21 protein-coding genes are annotated in these 24,736 nt (G+C 56.6%); 17 read left to right on the top strand and 4 right to left on the bottom strand.

The features are described 5' to 3' along the window. The first annotated feature begins 4 nt into the window (after nt 1–4). Complete coding sequence (manA, locus tag ACR6JA_RS02715; RefSeq protein WP_494493526.1) at nt 5–1,180, top strand: mannose-6-phosphate isomerase; 1,176 nt, start codon at nt 5–7, stop codon at nt 1,178–1,180. Nucleotides 1,181–1,306: 126 nt separating this feature from the next. Continuing rightward, the gene (locus ACR6JA_RS02710) at nt 1,307–2,890 is read left to right on the top strand and encodes a YdgA family protein (RefSeq protein ID WP_213715822.1); all 1,584 of its coding nucleotides are present in this window, start codon (nt 1,307–1,309) and stop codon (nt 2,888–2,890) included. 32 nt (nt 2,891–2,922) lie between these two features. On the opposite strand, the gene ACR6JA_RS02705 is transcribed toward ACR6JA_RS02710, so the two are convergent. Together ACR6JA_RS02705 and ACR6JA_RS02700 are read right to left on the bottom strand one after the other, a co-directional pair. Beyond that, a complete protein-coding gene (locus ACR6JA_RS02705) occupies nt 2,923–3,510 on the bottom strand; it encodes a GNAT family N-acetyltransferase (RefSeq protein ID WP_494493525.1) in 588 nt (195 codons plus the stop codon). Nucleotides 3,511–3,526: 16 nt separating this feature from the next. Continuing rightward, on the bottom strand, nt 3,527–4,561 hold the full coding sequence (locus tag ACR6JA_RS02700; RefSeq protein ID WP_213715820.1) for a Mal regulon transcriptional regulator MalI: 1,035 nt from the start codon (nt 4,559–4,561) through the stop codon (nt 3,527–3,529). Between the two features lie 186 nt (nt 4,562–4,747). Here ACR6JA_RS02700 and malX point away from each other — a divergent pair, with 186 nt between their 5' ends. The 7 genes from malX (at nt 4,748) to add (ending at nt 13,631) form a co-directional block, all read left to right on the top strand. Further along, nucleotides 4,748–6,337, top strand: a complete 1,590-nt coding sequence (gene malX / locus ACR6JA_RS02695) for a maltose/glucose-specific PTS transporter subunit IIBC (protein ID WP_213715819.1) — start codon at nt 4,748–4,750, stop codon at nt 6,335–6,337. Between the two features lie 89 nt (nt 6,338–6,426). Then, nucleotides 6,427–7,599 carry a MalY/PatB family protein gene (locus tag ACR6JA_RS02690; RefSeq protein WP_494493524.1) on the top strand — a complete coding sequence of 391 codons (1,173 nt, stop codon included), beginning with the start codon at nt 6,427–6,429 and terminating at the stop codon, nt 7,597–7,599. Between the two features lie 132 nt (nt 7,600–7,731). Then, nucleotides 7,732–9,162 carry a CehA/McbA family metallohydrolase gene (locus ACR6JA_RS02685; RefSeq protein ID WP_494493523.1) on the top strand — a complete coding sequence of 477 codons (1,431 nt, stop codon included), beginning with the start codon at nt 7,732–7,734 and terminating at the stop codon, nt 9,160–9,162. Nucleotides 9,163–9,352: 190 nt separating this feature from the next. Beyond that, nucleotides 9,353–10,828, top strand: a complete 1,476-nt coding sequence (locus ACR6JA_RS02680; RefSeq protein ID WP_494493522.1) for a peptide MFS transporter — start codon at nt 9,353–9,355, stop codon at nt 10,826–10,828. 262 nt (nt 10,829–11,090) lie between these two features. Further along, nucleotides 11,091–11,921 carry a class I SAM-dependent methyltransferase gene (locus ACR6JA_RS02675; RefSeq protein ID WP_494493521.1) on the top strand — a complete coding sequence of 277 codons (831 nt, stop codon included), beginning with the start codon at nt 11,091–11,093 and terminating at the stop codon, nt 11,919–11,921. Nucleotides 11,922–12,049: 128 nt separating this feature from the next. Further along, nucleotides 12,050–12,511, top strand: a complete 462-nt coding sequence (locus tag ACR6JA_RS02670; protein WP_039292568.1) for a GNAT family N-acetyltransferase — start codon at nt 12,050–12,052, stop codon at nt 12,509–12,511. A 118-nt stretch (nt 12,512–12,629) separates the two neighbouring features. After that, entirely contained in the window at nt 12,630–13,631 is a 1,002-nt protein-coding gene (add, locus tag ACR6JA_RS02665; RefSeq protein ID WP_494493520.1) for an adenosine deaminase, read from the top strand. A gap of 18 nt (nt 13,632–13,649) precedes the next feature. Here add and ACR6JA_RS02660 read toward each other — a convergent pair whose 3' ends face one another. Continuing rightward, complete coding sequence (locus tag ACR6JA_RS02660) at nt 13,650–14,648, bottom strand: bile acid:sodium symporter family protein (RefSeq protein WP_039302450.1); 999 nt, start codon at nt 14,646–14,648, stop codon at nt 13,650–13,652. Nucleotides 14,649–15,093: 445 nt separating this feature from the next. On the opposite strand from ACR6JA_RS02660, the gene ACR6JA_RS02655 reads away from it, so the two are divergent. Both ACR6JA_RS02655 and ACR6JA_RS02650 read left to right on the top strand, forming a co-directional pair. Beyond that, nucleotides 15,094–16,305 (top strand): collagen-like triple helix repeat-containing protein, encoded by a 1,212-nt coding sequence (locus ACR6JA_RS02655; RefSeq protein ID WP_494493519.1) that lies wholly within the window; start codon nt 15,094–15,096, stop codon nt 16,303–16,305. 89 nt (nt 16,306–16,394) lie between these two features. Then, nucleotides 16,395–18,110: a ShlB/FhaC/HecB family hemolysin secretion/activation protein gene (locus ACR6JA_RS02650; RefSeq protein ID WP_494493518.1), complete on the top strand. Its 1,716-nt coding sequence runs from the start codon at nt 16,395–16,397 to the stop codon at nt 18,108–18,110. 35 nt (nt 18,111–18,145) lie between these two features. Here ACR6JA_RS02650 and ACR6JA_RS02645 read toward each other — a convergent pair whose 3' ends face one another. Further along, nucleotides 18,146–19,186: an oxidoreductase gene (locus ACR6JA_RS02645; protein ID WP_494493517.1), complete on the bottom strand. Its 1,041-nt coding sequence runs from the start codon at nt 19,184–19,186 to the stop codon at nt 18,146–18,148. Between the two features lie 337 nt (nt 19,187–19,523). Here ACR6JA_RS02645 and ydgT point away from each other — a divergent pair, with 337 nt between their 5' ends. From ydgT to rsxD, 6 genes are all read left to right on the top strand, one after another. After that, entirely contained in the window at nt 19,524–19,757 is a 234-nt protein-coding gene (gene ydgT, locus ACR6JA_RS02640) for a transcription modulator YdgT (RefSeq protein WP_494493516.1), read from the top strand. A gap of 78 nt (nt 19,758–19,835) precedes the next feature. Then, nucleotides 19,836–20,276 carry a DUF2569 family protein gene (locus ACR6JA_RS02635; RefSeq protein WP_494493515.1) on the top strand — a complete coding sequence of 147 codons (441 nt, stop codon included), beginning with the start codon at nt 19,836–19,838 and terminating at the stop codon, nt 20,274–20,276. Between the two features lie 77 nt (nt 20,277–20,353). Next, complete coding sequence (gene rsxA / locus ACR6JA_RS02630; RefSeq protein ID WP_008456422.1) at nt 20,354–20,935, top strand: electron transport complex subunit RsxA; 582 nt, start codon at nt 20,354–20,356, stop codon at nt 20,933–20,935. Beyond that, entirely contained in the window at nt 20,935–21,513 is a 579-nt protein-coding gene (rsxB, locus tag ACR6JA_RS02625) for an electron transport complex subunit RsxB (protein WP_008456423.1), read from the top strand. The genes rsxA and rsxB overlap by 1 nt, the downstream gene beginning before the upstream one ends. Then, complete coding sequence (gene rsxC, locus ACR6JA_RS02620) at nt 21,506–23,677, top strand: electron transport complex subunit RsxC (RefSeq protein WP_494493514.1); 2,172 nt, start codon at nt 21,506–21,508, stop codon at nt 23,675–23,677. The genes rsxB and rsxC overlap by 8 nt, the downstream gene beginning before the upstream one ends. Continuing rightward, nucleotides 23,678–24,730: an electron transport complex subunit RsxD gene (gene rsxD / locus ACR6JA_RS02615; RefSeq protein ID WP_494493513.1), complete on the top strand. Its 1,053-nt coding sequence runs from the start codon at nt 23,678–23,680 to the stop codon at nt 24,728–24,730. The last annotated feature ends 6 nt before the right edge of the window (nt 24,731–24,736 follow it).

Raw genomic sequence — 24,736 nt, 5'->3', positions numbered from 1 at the left:
TGAGATGCAAAAATTGATCAATGCGGTACAAAATTATGCCTGGGGAAGTGAAACGGCGCTAACGGAACTGTACGGCATCGCCAACCCGCAGCATAAGCCCATGGCCGAACTGTGGATGGGCGCTCACCCAAAGAGTAGCTCAAAAGTGCTCGATACCAACGGGCAACCGCACGCATTGCGCGATGTGATTGACGCCGACAAACAAGCGCTGTTGGGGAAAGCCGTTGCCGAGCGTTTTGGCGAGCTGCCTTTCCTGTTCAAAGTCCTGTGCGCCGCCCAGCCTCTCTCCATTCAGGTTCATCCGAACAAAAAAGCCTCTGAAATCGGCTTTGCGAAAGAAAATGCAGCGGGCATTCCGCTTGATGCCGCAGAGCGTAACTACAAAGATCCTAACCACAAACCTGAACTGGTCTTTGCCCTGACGCCGTTCCTCGCGATGAACGCTTTCCGCGAATTCTCCGACATTGTGTCGCTGCTGCAGCCGGTTTCTGGCGCACATCCGCTGATTGCGCATTTCCTCCAGCAGCCTAGGGCCGAAACCCTGGCGCAGCTGTTTGCCGGCCTGCTAAATATGCAGGGCGAAGAAAAAGCCCTGGCCCTTGGCGTACTAAAAGCTGCCTTGAATAATCAGCAGGGCGAGCCGTGGGAAACCATTCGCCTGATTTCCGAGTTCTACCCGGACGACAGCGGCCTTTTCTCCCCGCTGCTGTTGAACGTGGTTAAGCTTGAGCCGGGCGAAGCGATGTTCCTGTTCGCCGAAACCCCACACGCCTATCTGAACGGCGTCGCGCTGGAAGTGATGGCTAACTCTGACAACGTGCTGCGTGCCGGGCTAACGCCGAAGTACATCGACATCCCTGAACTGGTGGCCAACGTCAAATTTGAGCCAAAACCGGCCAATCAACTGCTGACCGAGCCGCAGAAAAACGGCAGCGAACTGGACTTCCCTATTCCAGTGGATGACTTTGCCTTCTCCCTGCACGACCTGAGCACGCAGGAAGCCGCGCTGGCACAACAAAGCGCTGCCATTGTGTTCTGCGTTGAAGGTGAAGCCGTGCTAACCAAAGACGCCCAGCGCCTGGTGCTGAAGCCGGGCGAGTCAGCCTTTATTAGCGCCGCAGAATCCCCGATTGCCGTTAGCGGCGTTGGTCGGGTAGCACGAGTGTTTAATAAACTTTAACTTACTGATCTTTTTAGCGCGTATTGCTAAGCTAGTAAGCATGTTGACGAAAACGCCTGATAACAGGCGTTTTTCTTTCGCCCGGTGGGGGACGGCTGCCGGCTTCTATACATGGATAATGACACGATGAAAAAATCTCTGGTTGCGGTTGGGGTAATTGTTGCGCTGGGCGTGGTATGGACCGGTGGGGCTTGGTTTACGGGTAAACAACTCGAAGGCCGTATGGCCGAAATGATTGATAATGCCAATGCTGAAATCAAGAATTCAGCACCGGAATCAGGGCTGGTCCTCAGCTATCAGGACTACAAGCGTGGGCTTTTCCACAGTTCGGTACAGCTGGTGGTTAAACAGGCTGCCGGGACGAAAAACGCCCTGCTCACGCCAGACCAAAGCGTGTTATTCAACGAAACCATCGACCATGGTCCTTTCCCGTTCGCACAGCTGAAGAAATTCAACCTGATCCCGAGCATGGCGTCGATCCACACCGAGCTGGTGAATAACGACACAACCAAACACCTCTTCACGCTGACCAAAGAGAAGCCGCTTATCGGCGTGGAAACCCGCGTGGGCTACAGCGGTGCAACGTCTTCGGATATCGCCCTGGCGGCCATTGATGCCACCGAGGGTGAAGACAAGTTCAGCTTCAGCGGCGGCAAATTTACCGCCGACGTTGATGGCGCGGGCAATGAAATCGCCCTGTCCGGCTCGGCCGACAGCGGCCTTGTCAACACCGTTAACGAATACGGCCAGCGCGTGCAGCTCTCTTTCAACGGGATCAAAACCGACGGCGACAGCAAACGCAGCCTGTTTGACCAGCGCGTAGGCTCTCAGAAGGCGACCATCGATAAGCTGTCTATGGTTGTGGATGGCAAAGAAATTGCCGTCGTGGAAGGCTTTAACCTGAACGCAAAATCTGACGTGCAGGACGACAAAAAACACTTCACCGGCCAGTTCGACTACAGCCTTGATGCGCTGAAAGTCCAGAACCAAAATATGGGCAGCGGCAAGCTGACGCTCAAGCTCGGCAATATTGATGCCGCCGCGCTGCGCGAGTTTACCCAGAAATACAACGCGGGCGTACAGCAGCTGATGGCCGATCCAGCGCTGCAGCAAAACCCTGAGCTCTACCAGCAAAAATCCGTGGAGCTGATTAGCGCTAACCTGCCGCTTCTGCTGAAGGGCAATCCAATCATTACCGTCGCCCCGCTGAGCTGGAAGAACGCGAAAGGCGAATCGACCTTTAACCTGTCCTTGTTTATGAAGGATCCGCAGGGCGCAACCGGCCCGGCCAACACACCGGAAGAGCAGTTGGATCGCTACGTGAAATCTCTCGACGCGAAGTTGGTTATCCCTATGCCAATGGCTACGGGGCTGATGTCCCAGGTGGCGCAGCTGGAAGGCTACAGCCCGGAAGAGTCAGACAAACTCGCAGACCAGCAGATCAAGGGGCTCGCCGCCATGGGCCAGATGTTCCGCGTCACCAAAGTCGACGGCGATAACATCACCACCAGCCTGCAGTACGGCAGCGGGAAAGCCTCTCTGAACGGTGAGCAGATGTCACTGGGTGAACTGTTCAGCATGTTCGCCCTGCCGGCAGGCATGGGTGGCCCGGCGCTGCAGGATAACGACAGCGATGCCGTGCCGCAGCCGCAGGACGAAGCACCGGGGGATGATGCGTCTCCGGACGCCGACCCTGCACCTCAGCAGTAAGCCATACAAAAACCCGCCATCTGGCGGGTTTTTTAGTTTCTGTCGGCCAGCAGCGCCGCGAGTGAATCCCGTATCTCTGGCCATTCATCGTCAATAATGCTAAATCTTACCGAATCACGCTTGCGCCCATCCGGCATGATTCGCTCGTGCCTGACTATCCCTTCCTGCTTCGCGCCTAATCTTAGAATAGCCCGGCGAGACTTTTCGTTAATCACATCCGTGGTGAACTGCACCCGAACACAATCCAGCGTCTCAAACGCATATTGCAGCATTAGAAATTTGGCTTCGGTATTGGCCCAGGTTCGCTGCCAGCGGGCGGCAAGCCACGTACTGCCGATTTCAAGCTTGCGGTTTTTCATATCTATTTTCCAAAACCGCGTGCAGCCAATCACGTGTCCAGACTCAATATCCGTCGTCACGAACGGCAAAATAGTTCCTGCCTGCCGCCCATTGAGCGCATGCTGGATGTAGTCGTTTACCGTCTGCGCGGACGGCACAACGGTAAACGGCAAATTCCACAGCTCACCGTCCGAGGCGGCCTCAACCAGCAACGGGGCATCGCTCAGCTCCAGGGGCCTAAGCTTGATACGCTGGCCGATAAGTGTTGGAAAGTCGCTCATGTGATTCCTGCAAATGTTAGTTTTTAATGGTAATTAACCGGGCGGGCATAATCTGGTTGCTGAACACGACGTCGCTTTCCTGTGCTCGCTGGAGAATACGCTGTGCCGCGCTGCGGCCAATTTCTCTCGCAGGCGTCGTCACCCACGTCATTGGCACGTCGTCCAGGTCATCTTCTGTGACTTCGGCAAAGCCTGCCAGCGCGATGTGCCGGTCGTAATAACTGTCCACGCTGCCGCCGCCCATCTGCCAACCCGCGCGGGTCAGGCCGAACCACGCCCCCATCGCCACGGTGCTGTTGTGGCAAACCACGGCGCTGATGGTCGGGAAGTTGTGCAACAGTTCCGTGATGGTATCCGCCGCCTGCTTCTGGCTCGGCTCGCACTCAAGGATCCAGTCGCTATGGAAAGGCAGCCCATGCTGCATCAGGGTGGCGCAAAAGCCGCCCAGCCGCTCCGCACGCGTTAACGACGAGCTACGCCCGCCCAGCCACGCAATACGCTGATGTCCGCGCTTAATCAGATGCTCGGTCACCATTTGCGCCGCCTGCATATTATCCGGGCGGATGATATCAACCTCGTCCAGATAACTTGCCCGCGAGGCAAACACCAGCGGCACCTTATTCTGTACTGCCATATCCCGCAGATCCGCGCCCTGACCTGCCGCACCGGCAATAATAATACCGTCCACGCCCTGGGCCACCAGCGTGTCGAAACAGCGCTGCATATGCTGCCCCTGGCTACCGCTCTGGGTGAGAAACAGAAGCTGGCCCTGTTGCTCCAGCGCCTCCGTTAACCCGGCGGTTAACTCCGCATAAAAAGGATTACAGAGGTCGCGAACAATCAGGCCAATCACCCCGCTCTGGCCACCGCGCAGCGAAGCGGCCTGGCGATTACGCACAAAGCCTAACTTTTCGATAGCCTCATTCACCCGCTGACCGGTGGCGGTGGAGATCCTCCCCTTACCGCTGAGCACCAGCGATACCGTGGTCACCGAGACACCTGCGGCCTCGGCAACCTCGTTGATAGTGATTCTTTTGGTCAGCGTCGACATCGTTAAGTCAGATCCTCCGTGAATCGATAAATATAAAGATAAAACGTTTTACTTATGCTGGCATATTCAACTTCATTATGCGCGGTAATTCTGCGATCGTCCTCACGATAAAATTGGGTAAAACGTTTTATCATTTTCAAACTTTACTTACACAACACTTCATTTTAACCGGGTCAAGGAGTCGTGATGGCGGCTAATACACCACAAAAAAAATCGCTTTGGGAGTTTTTCCAGAACCTCGGCAAAACTTTTATGTTGCCGGTGGCGCTGCTGTCGTTCTGCGGCATCATGCTGGGGATTGGCAGTTCGCTGAGCAGCCATGACGTTGTTACCGAGATCCCGTGGCTGGGCAACCCAGTCTTACAGCTGATCTTTACCTGGATGAGCAAAATGGGCTCATTCGCGTTCAGCTTCCTGCCAGTGATGTTCTGTATCGCCATCCCGCTGGGCCTGGCGCGTGAAAATAAAGGCGTGGCCGCCTTCGCCGGTTTTGTCGGCTATATGGTGATGAACCTCGCGGTTAATTTCTGGCTCACCGCCAAAGGCATCCTGCCAACGACCGATGCGGCAATCCTCAAAGCCAATAACATTCAAAGCGTGCTCGGCGTGCAGTCGATTGATACCGGTATTCTCGGCGCGGTCATTGCCGGGATTATCGTTTATCTGCTGCACGAGCGTTTTCACAATATCCGCCTGCCGGACGCATTAGCGTTCTTCGGCGGCACCCGCTTTGTGCCCATTATTACCACCCTGGTGATGGGCCTGGTTGGCCTGGTTATTCCGCTGATCTGGCCAATTTTTGCCGCAGGGATCAACGCCCTGGGCTACATGATCCATAGCGCAGGTATCTTTGGGCCAATGATCTTCGGCACCGGGGAACGTCTGCTGCTGCCGTTCGGCCTGCAGCACATCCTGGTGGCCCTGATTCGCTTCACCGAAGCGGGCGGCACCATGGACGTGTGCGGTCACACCGTGAGCGGCGCGCTGACTATCTTCCAGGCGCAGCTGAGCTGCCCGACCACCCACGGCTTCTCTGAAAGCGCAACGCAGTTCCTGTCTCAGGGTAAAATGCCGGCGTTCCTCGGCGGCCTGCCAGGTGCAGCGCTGGCGATGTACCACTGTGCTCGCCCGGAAAACCGCCATAAAATTAAAGGGCTGTTGATCTCCGGCGTGATTGCCTGCGTAGTGGGCGGCACCACCGAACCTATCGAGTTCCTGTTCCTGTTCGTCGCGCCGGTGCTGTACCTGATTCACGCCGTGCTGACCGGGATTGGCTTCACCATGATGTCCGTGCTGGGCGTGACTATCGGCAACACCGACGGCAACATTATCGACTTCTTCGTCTTCGGCGTGCTGCACGGCCTGTCCACCAAATGGTATATGGTCCCGGTTGTAGCCGCGGTATGGTTTGCTGGCTACTATGCCATCTTCCGCTTCGCCATTACCCGCTTCAATATCAAAACCCCAGGGCGTGATATTGAAACCACCACTGCAGAAAAACCGGTTGGCGGCCACACGGGCAAATCTGGCTATAACGTGCCAGCGATTCTCGCGGCGCTGGGCGGCAGCGATAACATTTCGACGCTGGATAACTGCATCACCCGCCTGCGTCTGTCGGTTAAAGATATGTCGCTGGTGGATACCGCGGCGCTTAAGGCTAACCGCGCCATCGGCGTAGTGAAGCTCAACGAGCACAACCTGCAGGTGGTTATCGGGCCACAGGTTCAGTCGGTAAAAGATGAGATGGCCGGCCTGATGCGCACAGTCGAGGCTTAATTTATCAGGAGCGTTTCGGCGCTCTTCATTATCAGACGAAGAGGGAAAGCGCGGTTTTCCCTCTTTGTGGTTAAAAGCTGTGAGGTTTTATGTTTGATTTTTCTGTTCCGGTAGACCGCCACGGCACCTGGTGCACCCAGTGGGATTATGTGGCCGACCGCTTCGGCGTCGCTGACCTGCTGCCCTTCACCATCTCCGACATGGACTTCCCTACCGCGCCCTGCATTCTTGCTGCCCTGCAAAAAAGATTGGCCCATGGCGTACTCGGCTACAGCCGCTGGAAGAACGACGATTTTCTCTCCGCCATCGCCCATTGGTACCAGCAGCGTTTCGGCAGCAGCATCGACCCGGAGAGCGTAGTCTACGGTCCTTCGGTGATTTACATGGTTTCGCAGCTTCTACGCCAGTGGTCGCAGCCGGGCGACGGCGTGCTGATTCATACCCCCGCGTACGATGCGTTCTACAAAGCAATTGAAGGCAACCAGCGTCAGGTTCTGAGCGCGCCGCTGCATAAAACAGCGGAAGGCTGGCACTGTGATATGACGGAGCTGGAAACCCTGCTCGCCCGGCCTGAATGTAAAATCATGCTGCTTTGCAGCCCGCATAACCCAACGGGCAAAGTCTGGACACGGGAAGAGCTGACCACCATAGCTGAACTCTGTGCACGCCACGGCGTGCAGGTTATCAGCGATGAGATTCATATGGACATGGTGTGGGGCAATAACCGTCACATTCCATGGTGCGAAGTTGGCCTCGGCGGCTGGGCGCTGCTCACATCCGGCTCGAAAAGCTTCAACATCCCGGCACTTACCGGCGCTTACGGGCTGATTAATCATGCAGACGACCGCCAAAAATACCTGAACGTGCTCAAAGGGCAGGATGGCCTCTCCTCTCCGGCCGTGCTGGCGATTGTGGCTCATATTGCCGCCTACCGTGAAGGCCAACCCTGGCTTGACGCGCTGCGGGACTACCTGCAAAGCAATTTACAGTTCGTGGCCGACAGGCTGAACCAGGCGTTTCCTGAACTTAACTGGCAGCCACCGCAGTCCACTTACCTGGCATGGATTGATTTACGCCCGCTGGGGCTGGACGACAGAGCGCTGCAGCAAGTGCTTATTGAAGAGCAGAAAGTCGCCATCATGCCGGGCTACACCTACGGCCCTGAAGGCAACGGCTTTGTGCGCCTGAACGCCGGGTGCCCGCGCGTCAAACTTGAGGCTGGCGTCGAGCGGCTTATTGCCGGGATCCATTCGCTGTTATAGCCCGTAAAGGGGAGCCAGCTCCCCTTCCTCTCCTGCGGCATCCATCACTTCGTCATGTTTCCGACACCCAAGCGACACACAATCTTCACTCGCTCCCCTTAAGCTCATGACAATTAAGAACAGGAGCAAATCATGCACGTTTTTACCGGTGAAATTCCCTTCGGTCATGCCGTCCACACCTTCTCTGTAGCAGACAATATCCCGGCGATTAGCCTGACGGGCACGACTCTGCGTACCGGACACCTCTACTGCTACCTTTACGACAGCCGCCAGCAGCTAAGAGCCTCGGTAATGCTGCAAAAACCGGAAAAGGTGCTGACAGTCTGCGCGGACTGGGCTTCCATCGGTGCTCTCCCCGGTGAACTCCCCGCCGGAGAATGGCAATTGCATATCTATAACGTCATCGGTGAAAGCCGTTCGCCGCAGCCCATGAGCTATCGGCTGGAGGTGACTTTCGACGCACTGGCCGCCCCCGTTGATTTTGAAAAACAAGACGTTTTACGCCCAGATCACCAGGTCATTTTTGACTACCAGCGCACGCTCAGCGATCGTCCCGGCTGGTATCGCGGCGACCTGCACGGCCATACCACGCAGTCCGACGGCAACAATACGCTGCCTGAGGCGCTGGATATCATGGCTTCGCAGGGGCTGGATTTCTTCTTCCTGACCGAGCACAACTTGTCCCACGCCTGTCTCCCGCGCCACGACAGCGTTTTGTTGCTGCCGAGCATTGAAGTCACCGCCGACAAAGGCCACCTGAACGTGCACGGCCCCGCCGCCACGCTGAATATGTTCCATGCGGATTACAGCAGCCGCGGTCTGCTCACTCAGGGCATTGCGCTCAAGCGGCCAGAAAGCGTACTGAGCGTAAACCACGCCATGCTGCACCCGTGGAGCTGGCTCTATAACGACATGCCGATGGCGGAGATCGACGTACTGGAAGTGCTCAACGATCCAACCTGGAAAAACGCCACCACCGCGAACGAGCAGGTAGTTGAGATCTTCACCACGCTGTGGAACGCGGGGCACCGGATTTATGCCGTCGGCGGCAGCGACTGCCATATGCAGCCCCACGAGCGCTATCCGCAGGCGACAGAGCCGTCTATTTACGGCGACCCGGCAACCTGGGTTTATGCCGAGGCGCTCAGCGGAGAGGCTATTCTTGCCGCCATCAAAAGCGGGCATTGTTACTTTGAGCGCCGCTGCGGCCTGACGTTCAGCCTGAATGACGGCGCGCTGCTGCCGGGCGACGCTGCTGACGGCAAACAGATCGTATTGACTGTAGCGGTAAAAGATAGCGAACAGCGCTACACGCTCCAGGTTGTGTCGGAAGCGGGTATTCTGGCTGAATATCCCCTGGAAAACACTCCCCAAGACATTCACGCAGATATGAAAAAACATGCGTGGATTCGCTGGGATATCCGCCGTGAGGACGGCACGCTGGAGGGCATGATCAACCCGGTTTACTGCGCTCAGCATCCGCTGTTTCTCTCGCCTGTCGGCGCAAGTTGGGGCGAGGTGACCGGCCACCTTGAATTTCCCCGCGGCATCGATTCGGAGTGATTTTTAAGCACTTTCGTCTGGTTATCTTTTTGGTTTGTAAAATTTTGAAATTATTTAATGTGAATATTTAGTCGTTCTGCTTTGCATAAAACCGCTAAATACGACGAAAATGCTCTCTCATCATAGTCATAGAAATTAAGACCCGGTGACGCCGCGCTTCCCGGGTCTTTTTGTTGTTGAGAGAGACAATATGAGTTTATCTTCCGGCCACGCCTCGCATCAGGCCATTCCTCCCGGCTCGGGCGCGTTGTTCTTTATTCAGATGTTCGCCACCCTGGGCTTTGCGGTGCTTTACTCCACGCTGGTGCTGTACGTCACCAAGCGACTGGGCTTTAGCGAAGGCCAGGCCGATGCCATGATGGGGATCTTCGGGGCATTCAACTACGGGCTGCACCTGTTTGGCGGCTGCCTCGGGGGCCGCTATCTCAGCAACCGGAACCTGTTTGTACTGGGGATGCTGCTGCAGGTCGCGGGCTGTTATCTGATTGCCGATGCGGGCCTGACTGGCCTGTGGTGGGGGCTGGCGATGTTCCTGAGCGGCAGCGGGCTGAACGTCACCTGCCTGAACATGATGCTGACCCAGCGTTTTGCGCCGGACGACGATCGCCGTGAAGCCGCCTTCCTGTGGAACTACGCCGGGATGAACCTGGGCTTCTTTATCGGCTTTACCGTGGCGGGCTACTACCAGTTGACCGAAAGCTACCGGGCGCTGTTCCTGTTTGCCACCCTCGGCAACGTCGCCGCCGTAGTCATTACCCTGCTCCGCTGGCCGGTGCTGGCAGATATCAGTACGCCGCTGCAGCACATCAAGGGGAAAGGGTTTTATCTGCGCATGGCTTTTGGGCTGCTGATCCTGATTCTTCTGGTCCCGGTTCTGCGCCTGCTGCTCGGCCATACCGAATTCAGCAGCACGTTTGTTATCGTCCTAGGGGCACTGGTCTTCCTGGCACTGTGCGTCATGACCGCCCGCCACCCTCGCAAGCACGAGCGTCGCCGCATGGCAGCTTACCTGCTGCTGGCCGCTGGTTCGCTGGTGTTTTGGTCGCTGTACCAGCTGGCACCCATGGGGCTGACGCTGTTCGCCGAGCATAACGTCACCCTGAACGCTTTCGGCTGGGAAGTTTCTCCGCAGTGGCTGCAAAACATCAACACTATCGTCATCGTGATCGGCGGCCCGCTGATGGCCTGGCTGTTCAAACGCCTGCGCGATCGCGGCGTGCGCATCGACATTCCCGCCCAGTTTGCCTCTTCGTTGTTCTGTATGGGCGTTGGCATGCTGGTGCTGCCGCTGGGTATCTCCATGGCAGGTGCGGACGGCATGGTGGCGCTGAAATGGATTGTGCTGAGCTACATTCTGCAAAGCATCGGCGAACTGCTGATTTCCCCGGTGGGCTACTCGATGATCGGCAAACTGGCCCCGGCCAACCTGCAGGGCCTGATGATGGGCTGCTGGATGATGGTTACGGGCGTGGCCTCCGTACTGGCAGGCTATGTTTCCGGCCGCATGCCGCAAAACAGCGGCAGCACGCCGGTACTGACCGACCCTGGCTACAGTAAAGTCTTTAGCCAACTGGGCTGGGGCTCCGTCGCTACCGGCGTCATTTTACTGCTGCTGATTCCGCTGCTGCGCCGCCTGATCGAGCAAAAAAATACGGTTCAGGCTTGAGTCACTGAGTGCGGGGTAACCCGCGCTTTTTGGACTACCTTAAATGGCGGTTGACGCCCTTCCCGGCAGGAACTAGAGTTAATCGCCCACTCTTTCTCCCCGAGGTTTGCAACGAAATGAACAACTAATGCGCTCGCTGCCTGACTTATGCCAGTGTGAATATGCATTGCTGTTTATTTTTTTGCAGTTTCGGCTGTGGCTTCTGCCACACATCTTGCCGCTATTCCCTGGCTCTGCTTTTCACTCCCCAGAGGAAAATAAGATGCCTGATACATTTACCCACTCTTCCGACTTACTCGAGCACAACCGCGCCGCATGGGATGCCCTTGCCCGCCAGCAGTGCGAATGGTCACAGCCTGTCGGTGCCGACATCATTGCACAAGCCCGCCGCGGCGAGTGGCAGATTCATTTAACGCCAGGCAAGCTCCCTGCCAGCTGGCTACCGAACGTGCAGGGAAAACGCATTCTCTGCCTGGCGTCTGCCGGGGGGCAGCAGGCCCCGGTGCTCGCCGCCGCCGGGGCGGAAGTCACCGTCTATGATTTATCGCAGGAGCAGCTCAATAAAGACCGCTTTGTTGCGCAACGGGACAATCTGACGCTGACATTTGTCCAGGGCGATATGCGCGATCTGTCCCGTTTCGCGGATAAAAGCTTTGACTACATTATCCACCCGATATCCAACCAGTACGTGCCGGATATTCGCCCCATCTGGCACGGCTGTTACCGGATTTTAGCGAGCGGCGGAAAGCTGTTATCCAGCTTTTTTAATCCGGTTGTTTTCATCGGCGATCGTGCAGCCAACTATGCCGAACAAGGCGTTATCCGCCCAAGATTCAGCCTGCCCTATTCTGACGTCAATGATCTAACGGCCGACGAGCGGGCCGCAAAGCAGGTTCGGGGAGAAGCGTTCGTCTTCGGCCATTCACTGGAAGAGCAGATCGGCGGGCAGCTTGAGGCGGGTTTCGCTCTGGCCGGTTTTTATGAAGATAAGCAGCCCAACCCGCGTTTCTTGATTGATCAGTTTATGCCGACGTTTATAGCTACCTGCGCGATTAAAAATGGGTTGGCAGCCGTCGGTGAAACAGGCGAATAAAAAGATCTTTTTTATTTAAATATGCTTACAAACAACTTTTTATAAAACCCAAAAACAGCCAGCCCCAAAAGCGGGCTGTGCTAACATTTGCCGACACAAGCCTTCTTTCCCCTGATGGAATCCAGCCAATGACCGAGATACTTTTTCGTAAAGCACAGCTTGCCGATGTTCCCGCCATTATCACGCTGTTAGCCGACGACATTCTGGGCCGTCTGAGAGAAGATCCCAGCCTTCCCTTAGATCAGCGCTACATTGAGGCTTTTCATGCCATCGATGCCGACCCAAACCAGCTACTTGCCGTAGCCGTATCCGGAGATGAGGTCATCGGGACGTTACAGCTGACCTTTATTCAGGGCTTAGCGCGCAAAGGCGCGTGGCGCGGCCAGATTGAAGCGGTACGCATTGCGCGTTCACAGAGAGGGACGGGGTTTGGCAAACAGATGGTGGATTGGGCAGTCCAGCAGTGCAAAGAAAGAGGCTGTCACCTCGTTCAGCTCACTACGGACAAAACACGGACGGATGCACACCGCTTTTATGACAACCTTGGTTTTGAGGCCAGCCATCTTGGCTACAAGCTAACACTGCAGTAATTTTTCGCGGCAAAAGCGCGACAGGGACGTTTGCGCAACAAAATGCTGACAGCCGTAGCAATTGCCCCTCATTTCTTTTTATAATACGCCGCACTTTAATCAAAAAAAGAGTGCGACCATGATTGATACCACCCTGCCGTTAACCGATTTGCACCGCCACCTTGATGGCAATATTCGTGCGCAAACTATCCTCGATCTCGGCCGCCAGTTTAATTTATCTTTGCCTGCCAACACCCTCGAAACCCTGCGTCCACACGTTCAGGTCGTTGAGACTGCACCGGACCTGGTCAGTTTCCTGCAGAAGCTGGACTGGGGCGTGAAAGTGCTGGGCGATCTCGAGGCCTGCCGCCGCGTCGCCTGGGAAAACATTGAAGACGCCGCCCGCAACGGCCTGCACTATGTGGAGCTGCGCTTCTCCCCTGGCTACATGGCGATGAGCCATAACCTGCCGGTGGCCGGCGTGGTTGAAGCCGTAATTGAAGGTGTACGCCAGGGCTGCCGCGATTTTGGCGTTGAAGCCCGCCTGATCGGCATTATGAGCCGAACCTTTGGTGAAGCCGCCTGTGAAGCGGAACTGAACGCCCTGCTCGCCCACCGCGACAGCATTACCGCGCTGGACTTAGCCGGAGACGAACTTGGCTTCCCGGGCAGCCTGTTCCTGAATCACTTTAATCGTGCGCGGGATGCTGGCTGGCGGATCACCGTGCATGCCGGCGAAGCTGCCGGGCCGGAGAGCATCTGGCAGGCTATTCGCGAGCTGGGCGCGGAGCGTATCGGCCACGGCGTAAAAGCGGTTGAAGATCCGGCGCTGATGGATTTCCTGGCCGAGCATAAAATCGGCATTGAGTCCTGCCTGACCTCGAATATTCAGACCAGCACCGTTGCGGCTCTGGACAAACACCCGCTTATTGCTTTCCTCAATCACGGCGTGCTGGCGACGATCAATACCGATGACCCTGCGGTTCAGGGCATCGATATTATTCATGAGTACAACGTCGCGGCACCTCAGGCCGGCCTCAGCGCGGCGCACATTCGCACCGCGCAGGAGAATGGACTGAAGATTGCGTTCCTGAGCGAAGCCGAAAAACAGGCGCTTATCGCTAAGGTTAAGGCGGCGTAAAAATACCGGCAGCTGGCGTCAGGACGCGGATTCCAGCTGCCGTTTTTGTTCGGCCGTTTTGCGGGCATAGCGCTGAGCCAGAACGGCGCAAACCATCAGTTGGATTTGGTGGAAAATCATCAGCGGCAGCACCATCATCCCTACCGCACTTGCCGGGAACAGCACATTTGCCATCGGCACGCCATTGGCCAGACTTTTCTTCGAGCCACAGAACACAATAGTAATCTCGTCAGCCGTATTAAAGCCCAGCAGGCGCGCCGCCAGGGTATTCACCACCAACACAATGGTCAGCAGCACCAGCGAGCAGACCAGCACCATCAGCAGCGAGAAACCATTGACCTGATGCCAAATGCCTTCGACTACCGCTTCGCTAAACGCCACATAGACGACCAGCAAAATGGACGATCGGTCGGTCAGGCCAATGAGTTTTTTATGGCGATCCACCCACTTGCCAATCAGCGGCCGGGAAAGGTGCCCGATAACAAACGGCACCATCAACTGCATAATGATTTTGCCAATGGCATGCAGCGTGTCGGTTGTCCCTTCCTGAGTCTGCATCAGCGCCCCGACCAGAACGGGCGAGAGGAAGATCCCCAGGATGCTGGATGCAGAAGCGCTACACACCGCCGCCGCCACGTTACCCCCGGCAACCGAAGTAAAGGCGATAGCTGACTGCACCGTGGCGGGCAGCGCACAAAGATAGAGGAAGCCCATATACAGCGGCTGACTCAGAATAGCCGGAGAGAGAAAGCCCATCGCCAGCCCTAGTAGCGGGAACAGCGCAAAGGTACTGAGAAACACCACTAAATGAAGTTTCCAGTGCCCCATGCCCGCCACAATGGCATCGCGGGAAAGCTTCGCCCCATGCATAAAGAAGAGCAGCGCGATGGCAAACGTTGTCAGGTATTCAAACCCCGTTTTCACTATCCCCTCGCACGGGAACAGCGATGCCACGATCACCACGCCAATCATTATCAGTAAAAAATTATCAATTTTTAGTTTTTGTAGCCAACCCATCCTGTTCCTCTACCTGCCAGACATCATTTTGGCTGTTACTTTGCAACAAATCGGCCGCGCTGGCGAGTTAACAATTCTGCAAACTTCCAAAAAATGCACAGTGGGTTCATATCGCTTTATCTTAAAGCGAAACGTTATCAATTAAGCGAAACTAAAACTAAAATATGAATACAGCACGGCTTAATTTTATAGCTATTTAAAGAAGACATTTCATCGTAAATCAAGGCAATCGTCATAAAAATTTTTTTACCTTTTGGTAAAAATATAACCTAATGATAATTAGAAATTTAATATCAAAAACATTCAATTTCAAAATGCAGAAATACGACAAAAATCTCATTTGGAAATTTAAATTCATATTATATGCGCCGTGATGTGGCAGTGATTCAAATACGCCATACACTTATTAATACGCCGTCCGGCGTGCTAATAGTGGAGTATTGCTATGCGCTCAAATAACTTTGGCCGCCTCAGCGCTATTGCGATGGCGGTACTTCTTGCCTTCTCCCTGTCGGCCTGTAGCGGCGGCGGCGGGAGTTCGCACAATACGGCGAAAACAGCCGGATCTGCCGGCACCACGGGCACAGACACCGCAAGCAATGGCGGTAGCGGCTCGGGGAGTAACGGTTCCGGTGGAGGAACCGGCTCGGGTGGCAGTACCGGAACAGGTACTGGTACTGGAACAGGTACAGGTACTGGAACAGGTGGCGGTTCGGGCGGAGGTGGAACCGGTGGCGGTACTGGTGGAGGCACTGGAGGCGGAACAACCGTCGCTAATAGTGCAGGTAATAACATTATCGGCGATGCCGGCGGCGTCGTAAGCGGCGTTGGCAGTACCGTCAGCGGCGTAGGTTCTCAGTTACCGGTGAATAATCCTGTCACCTCCACGATTGCCGTGGCCGTGGACGGCACCGGCAGCGCCATTTCAACCGTCGGCAACGGCGTAGTAAATGGCCTTGGCAATGCTAACAACCCTAACGGGGTGGGCACCACCGTGACCGGTGCGACCAATGCCGTATCTGGCCTTGGGACAACCGTTTCAGCAGTCGGGACTAATCTCGCAAGCTCCACAGCCAATACGCCAGTCGGCGGGGTAACTGGTGCCGCAGGTGGACTGGTCAATACTGCGGGGCAAGTCGTGACCGGTACAGGGAATGCCCTGACTCAAACGGTACAAAGCCCTGGCGTGTCAAACCTGACAACCGGTGCTACGGGGCTGGTTAACACCACCCTTTCAGATACGCAGAAAGCCACTCAGGCCGTGGGCGGGGCTACCGGGCTAGGTACGCCTGTCAGTAACCTGCTGACCACCACAGGGGGAGCCGTCAGCGGCCTGGGGACCAATATAAGCGGCAGCAATCCATCTCTCGGCGGCCTGGGGCAAGTTGTCCAGAATACCGGCCAGGTGGTGACTGACAGCGGTACGCTGGTGAAACCAGTGCAAACCGGCAGCAGCTCAGGCTCCGTTTCAGCGGGGGCTTCTGGCTCGCTCGGCGTGGGGGGCAATGGCCTGGTGACCGGCCTTGGCACCACAGTGAGCGGCCTGACCTCTTCGCTAACCACCAATGTCAACGCCAGTGCGACAGGCAGTAGCACAAGTTCAGGCCAGCAAGTCGGGCTTACCGGCGCGGTCAGCGGTCTTTTGAAAACCAAATAGTGCTCACTATGGCACATGTGCTCCCGTGCTAACGGCGGGAGCACTTTTTTCACAGCATCTTCTTCGCTGCGCAGTTAAGGGAGATCATCATGGACACTCGTCTGGGTATCGTGTTGCTTTATGGCGCTACGCTGAGTATCAGCTATGCCGATATGTCCCCCACGCTTATCGACCCTAATAACCCTGCAAAAGCTGCTCGTTCTCTTGCCATACCTGCTGCCCCGCAAAAACAGCCAGAAGTAAAAACCCCGCTGCCGGCTCCGCAGTTAACCCCGCAGACGCCGATTACGGTGAAACATCTGCAGTTTATTGGCGGCACGCGCTATAAACTCGACTCGCTGGTTCAGCCGTTTATGCCGCTGGTCGGCAAAACAGTCCCGCTGGCCCAGTTGATAACGTTGACCAACAGCATTACCCAGCGCTATCAGCAGGATGGCCTGCCGCTGTCCTACGCTTACCTGCCGAGCGACAATTTCCATGATGGCACAGTGCGTATTGTGCTGGTTGAAGGCTATATTGCGCACAGCAACATCAAAAGCGATAACGCTAATACGGGCGAACGCCTAAGCCGTTTGTCGGCGCTAATGATGAATGAAAAACCCCTCAGCCAGGCCACATTTGACCGCTACAGCCTGCTGATGCAGCGCACGCCGGCGACAAAAGTGGAAGCAAATGCTGCGCTACCTAACAACATTTACGGTGCGGCGGATATGAAAGTCGACGCCACGCAGCCGCATATCTGGGATATTTCCTCCACGATAGACACGCGCAAAGGCTCAAACCTGGCGCTGATTAACGGCACGCTCAGCAACCTCACCAGCCACGGCGATCAACTGGGGCTTGCCACGCTGGTGCCGCTGGATAGCAGCACAAAAAAAACCTACTTTGGGGCCAACTATCAGCAATACCTCACCGATAACGGCCTGCTGATGCAGTTGAAAGGCAGCTTCTATCGTGAAAACCCCAGCGACTACACGCCGCTGCTTTATTTGCCACAGAACATTTCTATCGACGCAAAGGAAAAAACCACCCAGTACACCGGGGGAATAGCCTTCAGCTACCCACTGCTGCTTGAGCGCAAGAAGCAGTTTTCGGTCAGCGGCGGGCTGGATTATGTCGATAAGCGCGACGATTATGCGCTGCGCGCCAGCGGCTTCGGCAATACCATTGATTTGTCCGGCGTCAGCCAGCGCGCTCGCTACCCGGCGGCAGAGTTTTCGGCCTGGGGCTACCGCGAGTACGACACCGCCAACTGGAGCGCACGCCTGACTCTGCGCAAGGGTATTGATGCCTTTGGGGCCAGCGTCACGCCGGGATTAAACACTAATCTCAACTTTACGCGCTGGAAGGGCAACGTCGATGCCGCCTGGCTGGTCGCGCCTAAATGGCGATTGAGTACGTCGCTGGAGGGGGACTGGTCGAACAATAATTTGCCCGAAGCTGAGCGCGTAAGCTTCGGGGCGCAGCGTTTTGGCCGGGGATATCCTGACGGCGAGGCCAGCGGAGATTACGGCTACGGCGGGCAGGTTGAAATGCGCTATCTCCATAGTCTCGATCAGGGCGTGTGGATTAACACGGTGCAGCCCTATGTCGTGGCAGATACCGCCCAGACCTGGTTCAATCAGCCGGGCTTCCGTCACCAGCGTCTGGCCTCGATTGCAACCGGGGTAACGGTGGGCGACAGCCGCCACTATACTGTCTCCGTTGAGGCGGCGAGGCCACTGGCTGATTTACCCAGCGACAGCAGCCGCCGCGATGTCCGCTTCAGCCTGACCTTTACCTACAACTTTAACGATCTGCATTAACGGTTAACCCTCACCGGGCGCGGTGAGGGGTATTCTCAGACAAAGTTCAGCGTCGCGCGCTTTTTAGCGGACTCGATGCCCAGCTCAATCAGTTCCATGACCTGAATCGCCTGGGCTGCCGGGACAGGGTTCTCACCTTTACCGGCCAGAGCATCACGCACTCCCGCATAATAAGCCGGATAGTTACCCGGCACGGTCAGTAGCGTCTGCTCGTCCATTATCTCGCCCTGTGCCAGAGTCAGCACGCCGTCGCGCATGTCGTAACCCCAGTCTTCCTGCGGCAGTCGTTCCCCCGCTTTCAGGCGATCTTCCTGCGGATCAAGACCGTATTTAATGTAGCTCCCACGCGTGCCGTGCACGATGTAACGCGCCGTTTCCGCCGCCGCCAGCAGCGTGCCATGCAGCACGACCCGACGCTGCGGATAAGCCAGCACGGCGTGGAAGTAGTCGGTCGCCTGCGCCCCGGCGCGAAGCTGCGCGAGGTCCACGGTCAGGCTGACCGGCAGCCCAAACAGAGTGATGGCCTGATCAAGCAGATGCGGCCCCAGATCGTACCAAATACCGCTACCGACGCCCGCCTGTTCACGCCAGCGGTTACGTACCTGCGGGCGGTAGCGGTCAAAGTGGGATTCAAAATAGGCCACTTCGCCGAGCGTCCCTTCCGCCAGCAAATTTTTCACCGTCAGGAAGTCGCTATCCCAACGGCGGTTGTGGAACACGGACAGCAGCAGGCCGAGCTTTTTAGCCAGCGCATCCAGCTCTCGCGCCTGGGATAGCGTGACGGTGAAAGGCTTATCAACGACAACATGTTTTCCGGCTTCCAGCGCAGCTTTAGCCAGCGGGAAGTGGGTGTCATTCGGGGTAGGAATGACAATCAGATCGATGGCGGGATCTTTAAACAGGTGCTGAGGATCGGACACGACCGTCATCCCCGGCCAGTCAGCGTGCACTTTTTCAGCATCGCTACTGGAAACTGCGGCGAGGATCATTCCTGGCGTACCGGAAATCAGCGGTGCATGAAAAGTCTTGCTGGCATAACCGTAACCGATAAGCCCGACGCGGATGGTATCACTCATGTGTTTTCCTCTCTGTAATGAACTCCGGCATTTCACATTATCCCCCGGTGGGCGACAACAGCAAGTTTCTGGATTGCGCATTGTCCAGGCATAAGACCGCCATTATTGCTAATCATCCTGACAGTTATTATGGCTTTAAATAACTGTCTTCATTTAGCCCGAACGGCCAGGGTAAATTAAATTAAGGAAATTTTATGTAGTCCAGGGCGCGATATTCCTGGATCTTGCAAAGAAAACTCCTAATTGTTCCGTTGAGTAATAATAGCGCTAAGTCGCGACCGAGTTTGCGATTATCATCGCCTCTCAATCCGCCGAACGTGATTAATTGATATCCGCCATGGAAAATGCAACACCTCTCAGTGCCCTGGACTACCTGATGAAATTCCGCAAAATAAGCTCGCAGGAAAATCTGGAAAAGCTTTTTGATCACTTGAATTACACCCTGACCGACAGCCAGGAAATCATGAATATGTACCGCGCGGCCGATCACCGCAGGGCCGAACTGGCCGCCGGCGGACGTCTTTTTGACCTTGGATGCGTGCCGAAAACGGTCTGGCGTTACGTTGTATAGCCGCTGCCGGTAGCATTAGCGGCAAAATCCCTTATAATCCCCCCGCTTTATTCACCTTATTTAAAATCGGGAGGACACATGACGACGCCCCAACCCCCGCGCATTGCCGGCTGGCTCCTTGCCCCTTTGGCCTGGCTGCTGATGTCGTTGCTCAGCAGCTCGGTGGCGCTGTTAAGTTTCCTGATGATGATTTTGTCCCCGGCGGCCCGCGAGGCGCTGGGCAGCGCAGACGCAAAAACAACGCTGTTGTTCAGCCTGTCCGTCGCCTGCGCGATGGCAATGTGGGCTTATACCCTCTGGCTGACTATCGCGTTCTTTAAACGCCGCCAGAATGTGATCCGTCATTATATTTTGTGGCTGCTGCTCACCGTGCTGCTGGCGATTAAATCCTTTGCATTTTCGCCGGTCAGCGACAAGGTCGCGGTTCAACTGCTGCTGCCTTCTCTGCTTGCGGCGGCATTACTGGTGCCTTATTTGAAGCGTTCGAAGCGAGTGAAGCAGACCTTCATTAACCCGTAATAACCCTATAGATAGCCCGTTGTCGCCGCCCGCCGATTCGTCGATAATAGGCGGCTTTTTTTGTTTCAGGTCGAATCATGTCAGATTATTTGCTGCTCTTTGTGGGTACCGTTCTGGTCAATAACTTCGTGCTGGTGAAGTTCCTTGGTCTGTGTCCGTTTATGGGGGTTTCCAAAAAACTGGAAAGCGCCATCGGCATGGGGCTGGCGACCACCTTCGTGATGACGCTCGCCTCTATTTTTGCGTGGATCATTGACGAACTTATCCTGGTGCCGCTGGACCTGATCTATCTGCGCACCCTGGCGTTTATCCTGGTTATCGCGGTTGTCGTGCAGTTCACCGAAATGGTGGTGCGTAAAACCAGCCCCGCACTTTATCGCCTGCTGGGGATCTTCCTGCCGCTGATCACCACCAACTGCGCCGTACTCGGCGTGGCATTGCTCAACATCAACCTGGGCCATAACTTCCTGCAGTCGGCGGTGTACGGTTTTTCCGCCGCGCTTGGCTTCTCGCTGGTGATGGTGCTGTTCGCGGCCATTCGCGAGCGTATGGTTGTAGCCGATATTCCAGCCCCGTTTCGCGGCAACGCTATCGCGCTGGTGACCGCAGGCCTGATGGCCCTCGCCTTTATGGGCTTTAGCGGGCTGGTGAAGTTCTGATGACAACGTTGTGGATGGCCATTATTTCGGTCACGCTGATGGGGCTGCTTTTCGGCCTGATCCTGGGCTATGCCTCTCGCCGCTTTGAAGTAGAAGAAGATCCGATTGTTGACCGCATTGACGAACTGCTGCCCCAGAGCCAGTGCGGCCAGTGCGGTTACCCAGGCTGCCGTCCTTACGCAGAGGCCGTTGGCAACCAGGGCGCGAAAATCAACCTTTGCGCGCCGGGCGGCGAAGCCGTAATGCTGAAGATTGCCAGCGCCCTGAACGTGGAGCCCCAGCCGATTGACGGCGACGCCACCGCCGCAGAGCCAGTGCGCATGCTCGCCGTGATTGACGAAGCAAACTGCATCGGCTGCACAAAATGCATTCAGGCCTGCCCCGTTGACGCGATTGTAGGCGCGACCCGCGCCATGCATACCGTGATCAGCGACCAGTGCACAGGTTGTAACCTTTGCGTCGACCCTTGCCCTACCCGCTGCATCGACCTGATCCCCGTCAGCCCGACGACCGAAAGCTGGAAATGGGATTTGCAGACCATCCCGGTGCGTATGATCCCGGCGGATAACCATGCTTAATATCTTCAATCGCTTTAAAAAAGACAGAATTTGGGACTTTGACGGCGGCATTCATCCCCCGGAGATGAAAACCCAGTCCAACGGCACGCCGCTGCGCCAGGTTCCGCTGCCATCCCAGTTTGTGATTCCGCTGAAGCAGCACATCGGCGCGGAAGGTGAACTGTGCGTCAAACCCGGTGATTATGTGCTGCGCGGCCAGCCTCTGACCCGTGGGCGCGGGCGTATGCTGCCGGTACACGCTCCAACCTCCGGCACCATTAAGGCTATTGAGCCGCACTCAACCGCGCATCCTTCTGCCCTCGCCGAACTTAGCGTCATTCTTGATGCCGACGGTGAGGACCGCTGGATTGAACGAGACGGCTGGAGCGACTACCGCTGCCAGAGCCGTGAAGCCCTTATTGAACGCATTCACCAGTTCGGCGTGGCCGGGCTGGGCGGCGCAGGGTTCCCGACCGGCAGCAAACTGCAGGGCGGCGGCGATAAAATTGACACGCTGATCGTGAACGCCGCCGAATGCGAGCCCTACATTACCGCCGATGACCGCCTGATGCAGGACTGTGCCGCGCAAATTATCGAAGGCGTGCGCATTCTGGCCCATATTCTGAAGCCGCAGCGCATTCTTATTGGCATTGAGGACAACAAGCCGCAGGCGATCTCCATGATGCGGGCGGTGCTGGCTAATAGCCACGATATGCAGCTGCGGGTCATCCCGACGAAATATCCGTCCGGCGGCGCCAAGCAGCTGACGCAGATTTTAACCGGCATGCAGGTGCCCCACGGGGGCCGTTCGTCCGACATTGGCATTCTGATGCAGAACGTCGGCACCGCGTATGCCATTAAACGTGCGGTCATCGACGGCGAACCGCTGACCGAGCGTGTCGTCACTTTAACTGGTGAATCCATAACTCAGCCGGGCAACGTCTGGGCGCGTCTGGGCACGCCGGTCAGCCACCTCCTCAGTTTTGCGGGCTTCCGCCCAGGGCAGGATCAGAAAGTGATTATGGGTGGGCCGCTGATGGGCTTCACCCTACCGTGGCTTGATGTGCCGGTAGTGAAAATTACCAACTGCCTGTTGGCCCCGTCTCCGGCTGAAATGGGCGAACAGGAAGAAGAACAAGGCTGTATTCGCTGCAGCGCCTGCGCGGACTCCTGCCCGGCCGATCTGCTGCCGCAGCAGCTGTACTGGTTCAGCAAAGGCCAGCAGCACGACAAAGCCACCGCCTACAACCTGTCTGACTGTATCGAATGCGGGGCCTGCGCCTACGTTTGCCCAAGCAATATTCCGCTGGTGCAGTACTTCCGCCAGGAAAAGGCCGAAATCCGTGAGATTGAGCTGGAAGCCAAACGCACCGTTGAGGCTAAGGCTCGCTTTGAGGCACGGCAGGAAAGGCTGGAGCGTGAGAAAGCCGCTCGCCTTGAGCGCCATAAAAATGCCGCGGTTCAGCCGACGGCAAAAGATAACGATGCCATTCAGGCCGCACTTGCCCGCGTAAAAAGCAAAAAAGCGCAGGCCAGCGACGAACCTATAGTCGTGAAAGCCGGCAGTACGCCGGACAATAGCGAAATGATTGCCGCCCGCGAAGCTCGTAAAGCTGAAGCGCGCGCGCGCCAGGCAGAGAAAGCGCTACAGGCAGAATCGGCGACCAGCACCGAAACCGATCCGCGTAAGGCTGCCGTTGAAGCCGCGATCGCCCGTGCCAAGGCTCGCAAAGCCGCACAAAACGCAGAAAGCCCTGAGACAGCGGCCGTTGAGCCCGAAGCCGTTGATCCGCGCAAAGCCGCCGTTGAAGCTGCCATTGCCCGTGCTAAGGCCCGCAAAGCTGCGCAAAACGCAGAAAGCCCTGAGCCAGCTGTCGTTGAGCAAGAAGCCGTTGACCCGCGCAAGGCCGCCGTTGAAGCTGCCATTGCCCGTGCTAAGGCCCGCAAAGCTGCGCAAAACGCAGAAAGCCCTGAGCCAGCTGTCGTTGAGCAAGAAGTCGTTGACCCGCGCAAAGCCGCCGTTGAGGCCGCCATTGCCCGAGCCAAAGCTCGCAAAGCGGCGCAGAAAGCGGAAAGCGAACAATCAGCCCCACAAGAAGAACAAGATCCACGCAAAGCTGCAGTGGCTGCGGCAATTGCCCGCGTTCAGGCGCGTAAAGCCGCTCAGATGTCTCCAGAGGAATAAATGGTTTTTAAAATCGCAAGCTCCCCGTTTACCCATAATCAGCGCAGCACCGCGCGGATTATGATGCTGGTTTGTCTCGCAGCCCTGCCCGGCATCGCGATGCAGTGGTACTGGTTTGGCTGGGGAACGCTGATTCAGGTTGTGCTGGGGATCGTCAGCGCTATGGTCGCCGAAGCGCTGGTGCTACGTCTGCGCAAAAAATCCGTACAAAACCATCTTGCCGATAACTCGGCGCTGCTCACCGGCCTGTTGCTGGGGATCAGTATTCCGCCTCTCGCGCCATGGTGGATGGTGGTTGTCGGGATAGTGTTTGCCATCATCATTGCCAAGCAGCTTTATGGCGGCCTTGGCAATAACCCGTTTAACCCGGCGATGATTGGCTACGTTGTCCTGCTGATTGCTTTCCCGGTGCAGATGACCTCCTGGCTGCCGCCGGAGTCCATTGCCGCCAACGTACCGGGTTTTGTTGACAGCCTGCAGGTGATTTTCCACGGCGCAACCGCCACAGGCGGTACCATGGATACGCTGCGCATGGGCGTGGACGGCATCAGCCAGGCCACGCCGCTGGACACCTTCAAAACCGGTCTGCACGCGGGGCACTCCGCAGAGCAACTTCTGAGTGCGCCAATCTATGGTGGCGCACTGGCGGGCCTCGGCTGGCAGTGGGTTAACCTGGCTTATCTGGCGGGCGGTCTGTTCCTGCTGTGGCGCGGCACTATTCGCTGGCATATCCCGGCGGGCTTCCTGGTGGCTTTGGTCGTCTGCTCCACGCTCGGCTGGGTTATTGCCCCGGAAAAATGCCTGTCGCCGATGGTACATCTGTTCTCCGGTGCGACCATGCTCGGCGCGTTTTTTATCCTGACTGACCCGGTCACCGCCTCAACGACCAACCGTGGGCGACTGATTTTCGGGGCGCTGGTTGGCCTGCTGGTCTGGCTGATTCGCACCTATGGCGGCTACCCGGACGGCGTGGCGTTCGCCGTGCTGCTAGGTAATATTACCGTGCCGCTGATCGACTACTACACCCGCCCTCGCGCGTACGGCCACCGCTAAGGAGAC

The organism is Cedecea sp. B1(4) (genome assembly GCF_059414925.1).
Note: the sequence above shows the minus strand (reverse complement) of the source record. Positions and strands in the feature narration are given on the sequence as shown.

Coding starts and splice junctions, on each gene's coding strand:
- manA (WP_494493526.1), top strand. CDS start 5: ATGCAAAAATTGATCAATGCGGTACAAAATTATGCCTGGGGAAGTGAA.
- ACR6JA_RS02710 (WP_213715822.1), top strand. CDS start 1,307: ATGAAAAAATCTCTGGTTGCGGTTGGGGTAATTGTTGCGCTGGGCGTG.
- ACR6JA_RS02705 (WP_494493525.1), bottom strand. CDS start 3,510: ATGAGCGACTTTCCAACACTTATCGGCCAGCGTATCAAGCTTAGGCCC.
- ACR6JA_RS02700 (WP_213715820.1), bottom strand. CDS start 4,561: ATGTCGACGCTGACCAAAAGAATCACTATCAACGAGGTTGCCGAGGCC.
- malX (WP_213715819.1), top strand. CDS start 4,748: ATGGCGGCTAATACACCACAAAAAAAATCGCTTTGGGAGTTTTTCCAG.
- ACR6JA_RS02690 (WP_494493524.1), top strand. CDS start 6,427: ATGTTTGATTTTTCTGTTCCGGTAGACCGCCACGGCACCTGGTGCACC.
- ACR6JA_RS02685 (WP_494493523.1), top strand. CDS start 7,732: ATGCACGTTTTTACCGGTGAAATTCCCTTCGGTCATGCCGTCCACACC.
- ACR6JA_RS02680 (WP_494493522.1), top strand. CDS start 9,353: ATGAGTTTATCTTCCGGCCACGCCTCGCATCAGGCCATTCCTCCCGGC.
- ACR6JA_RS02675 (WP_494493521.1), top strand. CDS start 11,091: ATGCCTGATACATTTACCCACTCTTCCGACTTACTCGAGCACAACCGC.
- ACR6JA_RS02670 (WP_039292568.1), top strand. CDS start 12,050: ATGACCGAGATACTTTTTCGTAAAGCACAGCTTGCCGATGTTCCCGCC.
- add (WP_494493520.1), top strand. CDS start 12,630: ATGATTGATACCACCCTGCCGTTAACCGATTTGCACCGCCACCTTGAT.
- ACR6JA_RS02660 (WP_039302450.1), bottom strand. CDS start 14,648: ATGGGTTGGCTACAAAAACTAAAAATTGATAATTTTTTACTGATAATG.
- ACR6JA_RS02655 (WP_494493519.1), top strand. CDS start 15,094: ATGCGCTCAAATAACTTTGGCCGCCTCAGCGCTATTGCGATGGCGGTA.
- ACR6JA_RS02650 (WP_494493518.1), top strand. CDS start 16,395: ATGGACACTCGTCTGGGTATCGTGTTGCTTTATGGCGCTACGCTGAGT.
- ACR6JA_RS02645 (WP_494493517.1), bottom strand. CDS start 19,186: ATGAGTGATACCATCCGCGTCGGGCTTATCGGTTACGGTTATGCCAGC.
- ydgT (WP_494493516.1), top strand. CDS start 19,524: ATGGAAAATGCAACACCTCTCAGTGCCCTGGACTACCTGATGAAATTC.
- ACR6JA_RS02635 (WP_494493515.1), top strand. CDS start 19,836: ATGACGACGCCCCAACCCCCGCGCATTGCCGGCTGGCTCCTTGCCCCT.
- rsxA (WP_008456422.1), top strand. CDS start 20,354: ATGTCAGATTATTTGCTGCTCTTTGTGGGTACCGTTCTGGTCAATAAC.
- rsxB (WP_008456423.1), top strand. CDS start 20,935: ATGACAACGTTGTGGATGGCCATTATTTCGGTCACGCTGATGGGGCTG.
- rsxC (WP_494493514.1), top strand. CDS start 21,506: ATGCTTAATATCTTCAATCGCTTTAAAAAAGACAGAATTTGGGACTTT.
- rsxD (WP_494493513.1), top strand. CDS start 23,678: ATGGTTTTTAAAATCGCAAGCTCCCCGTTTACCCATAATCAGCGCAGC.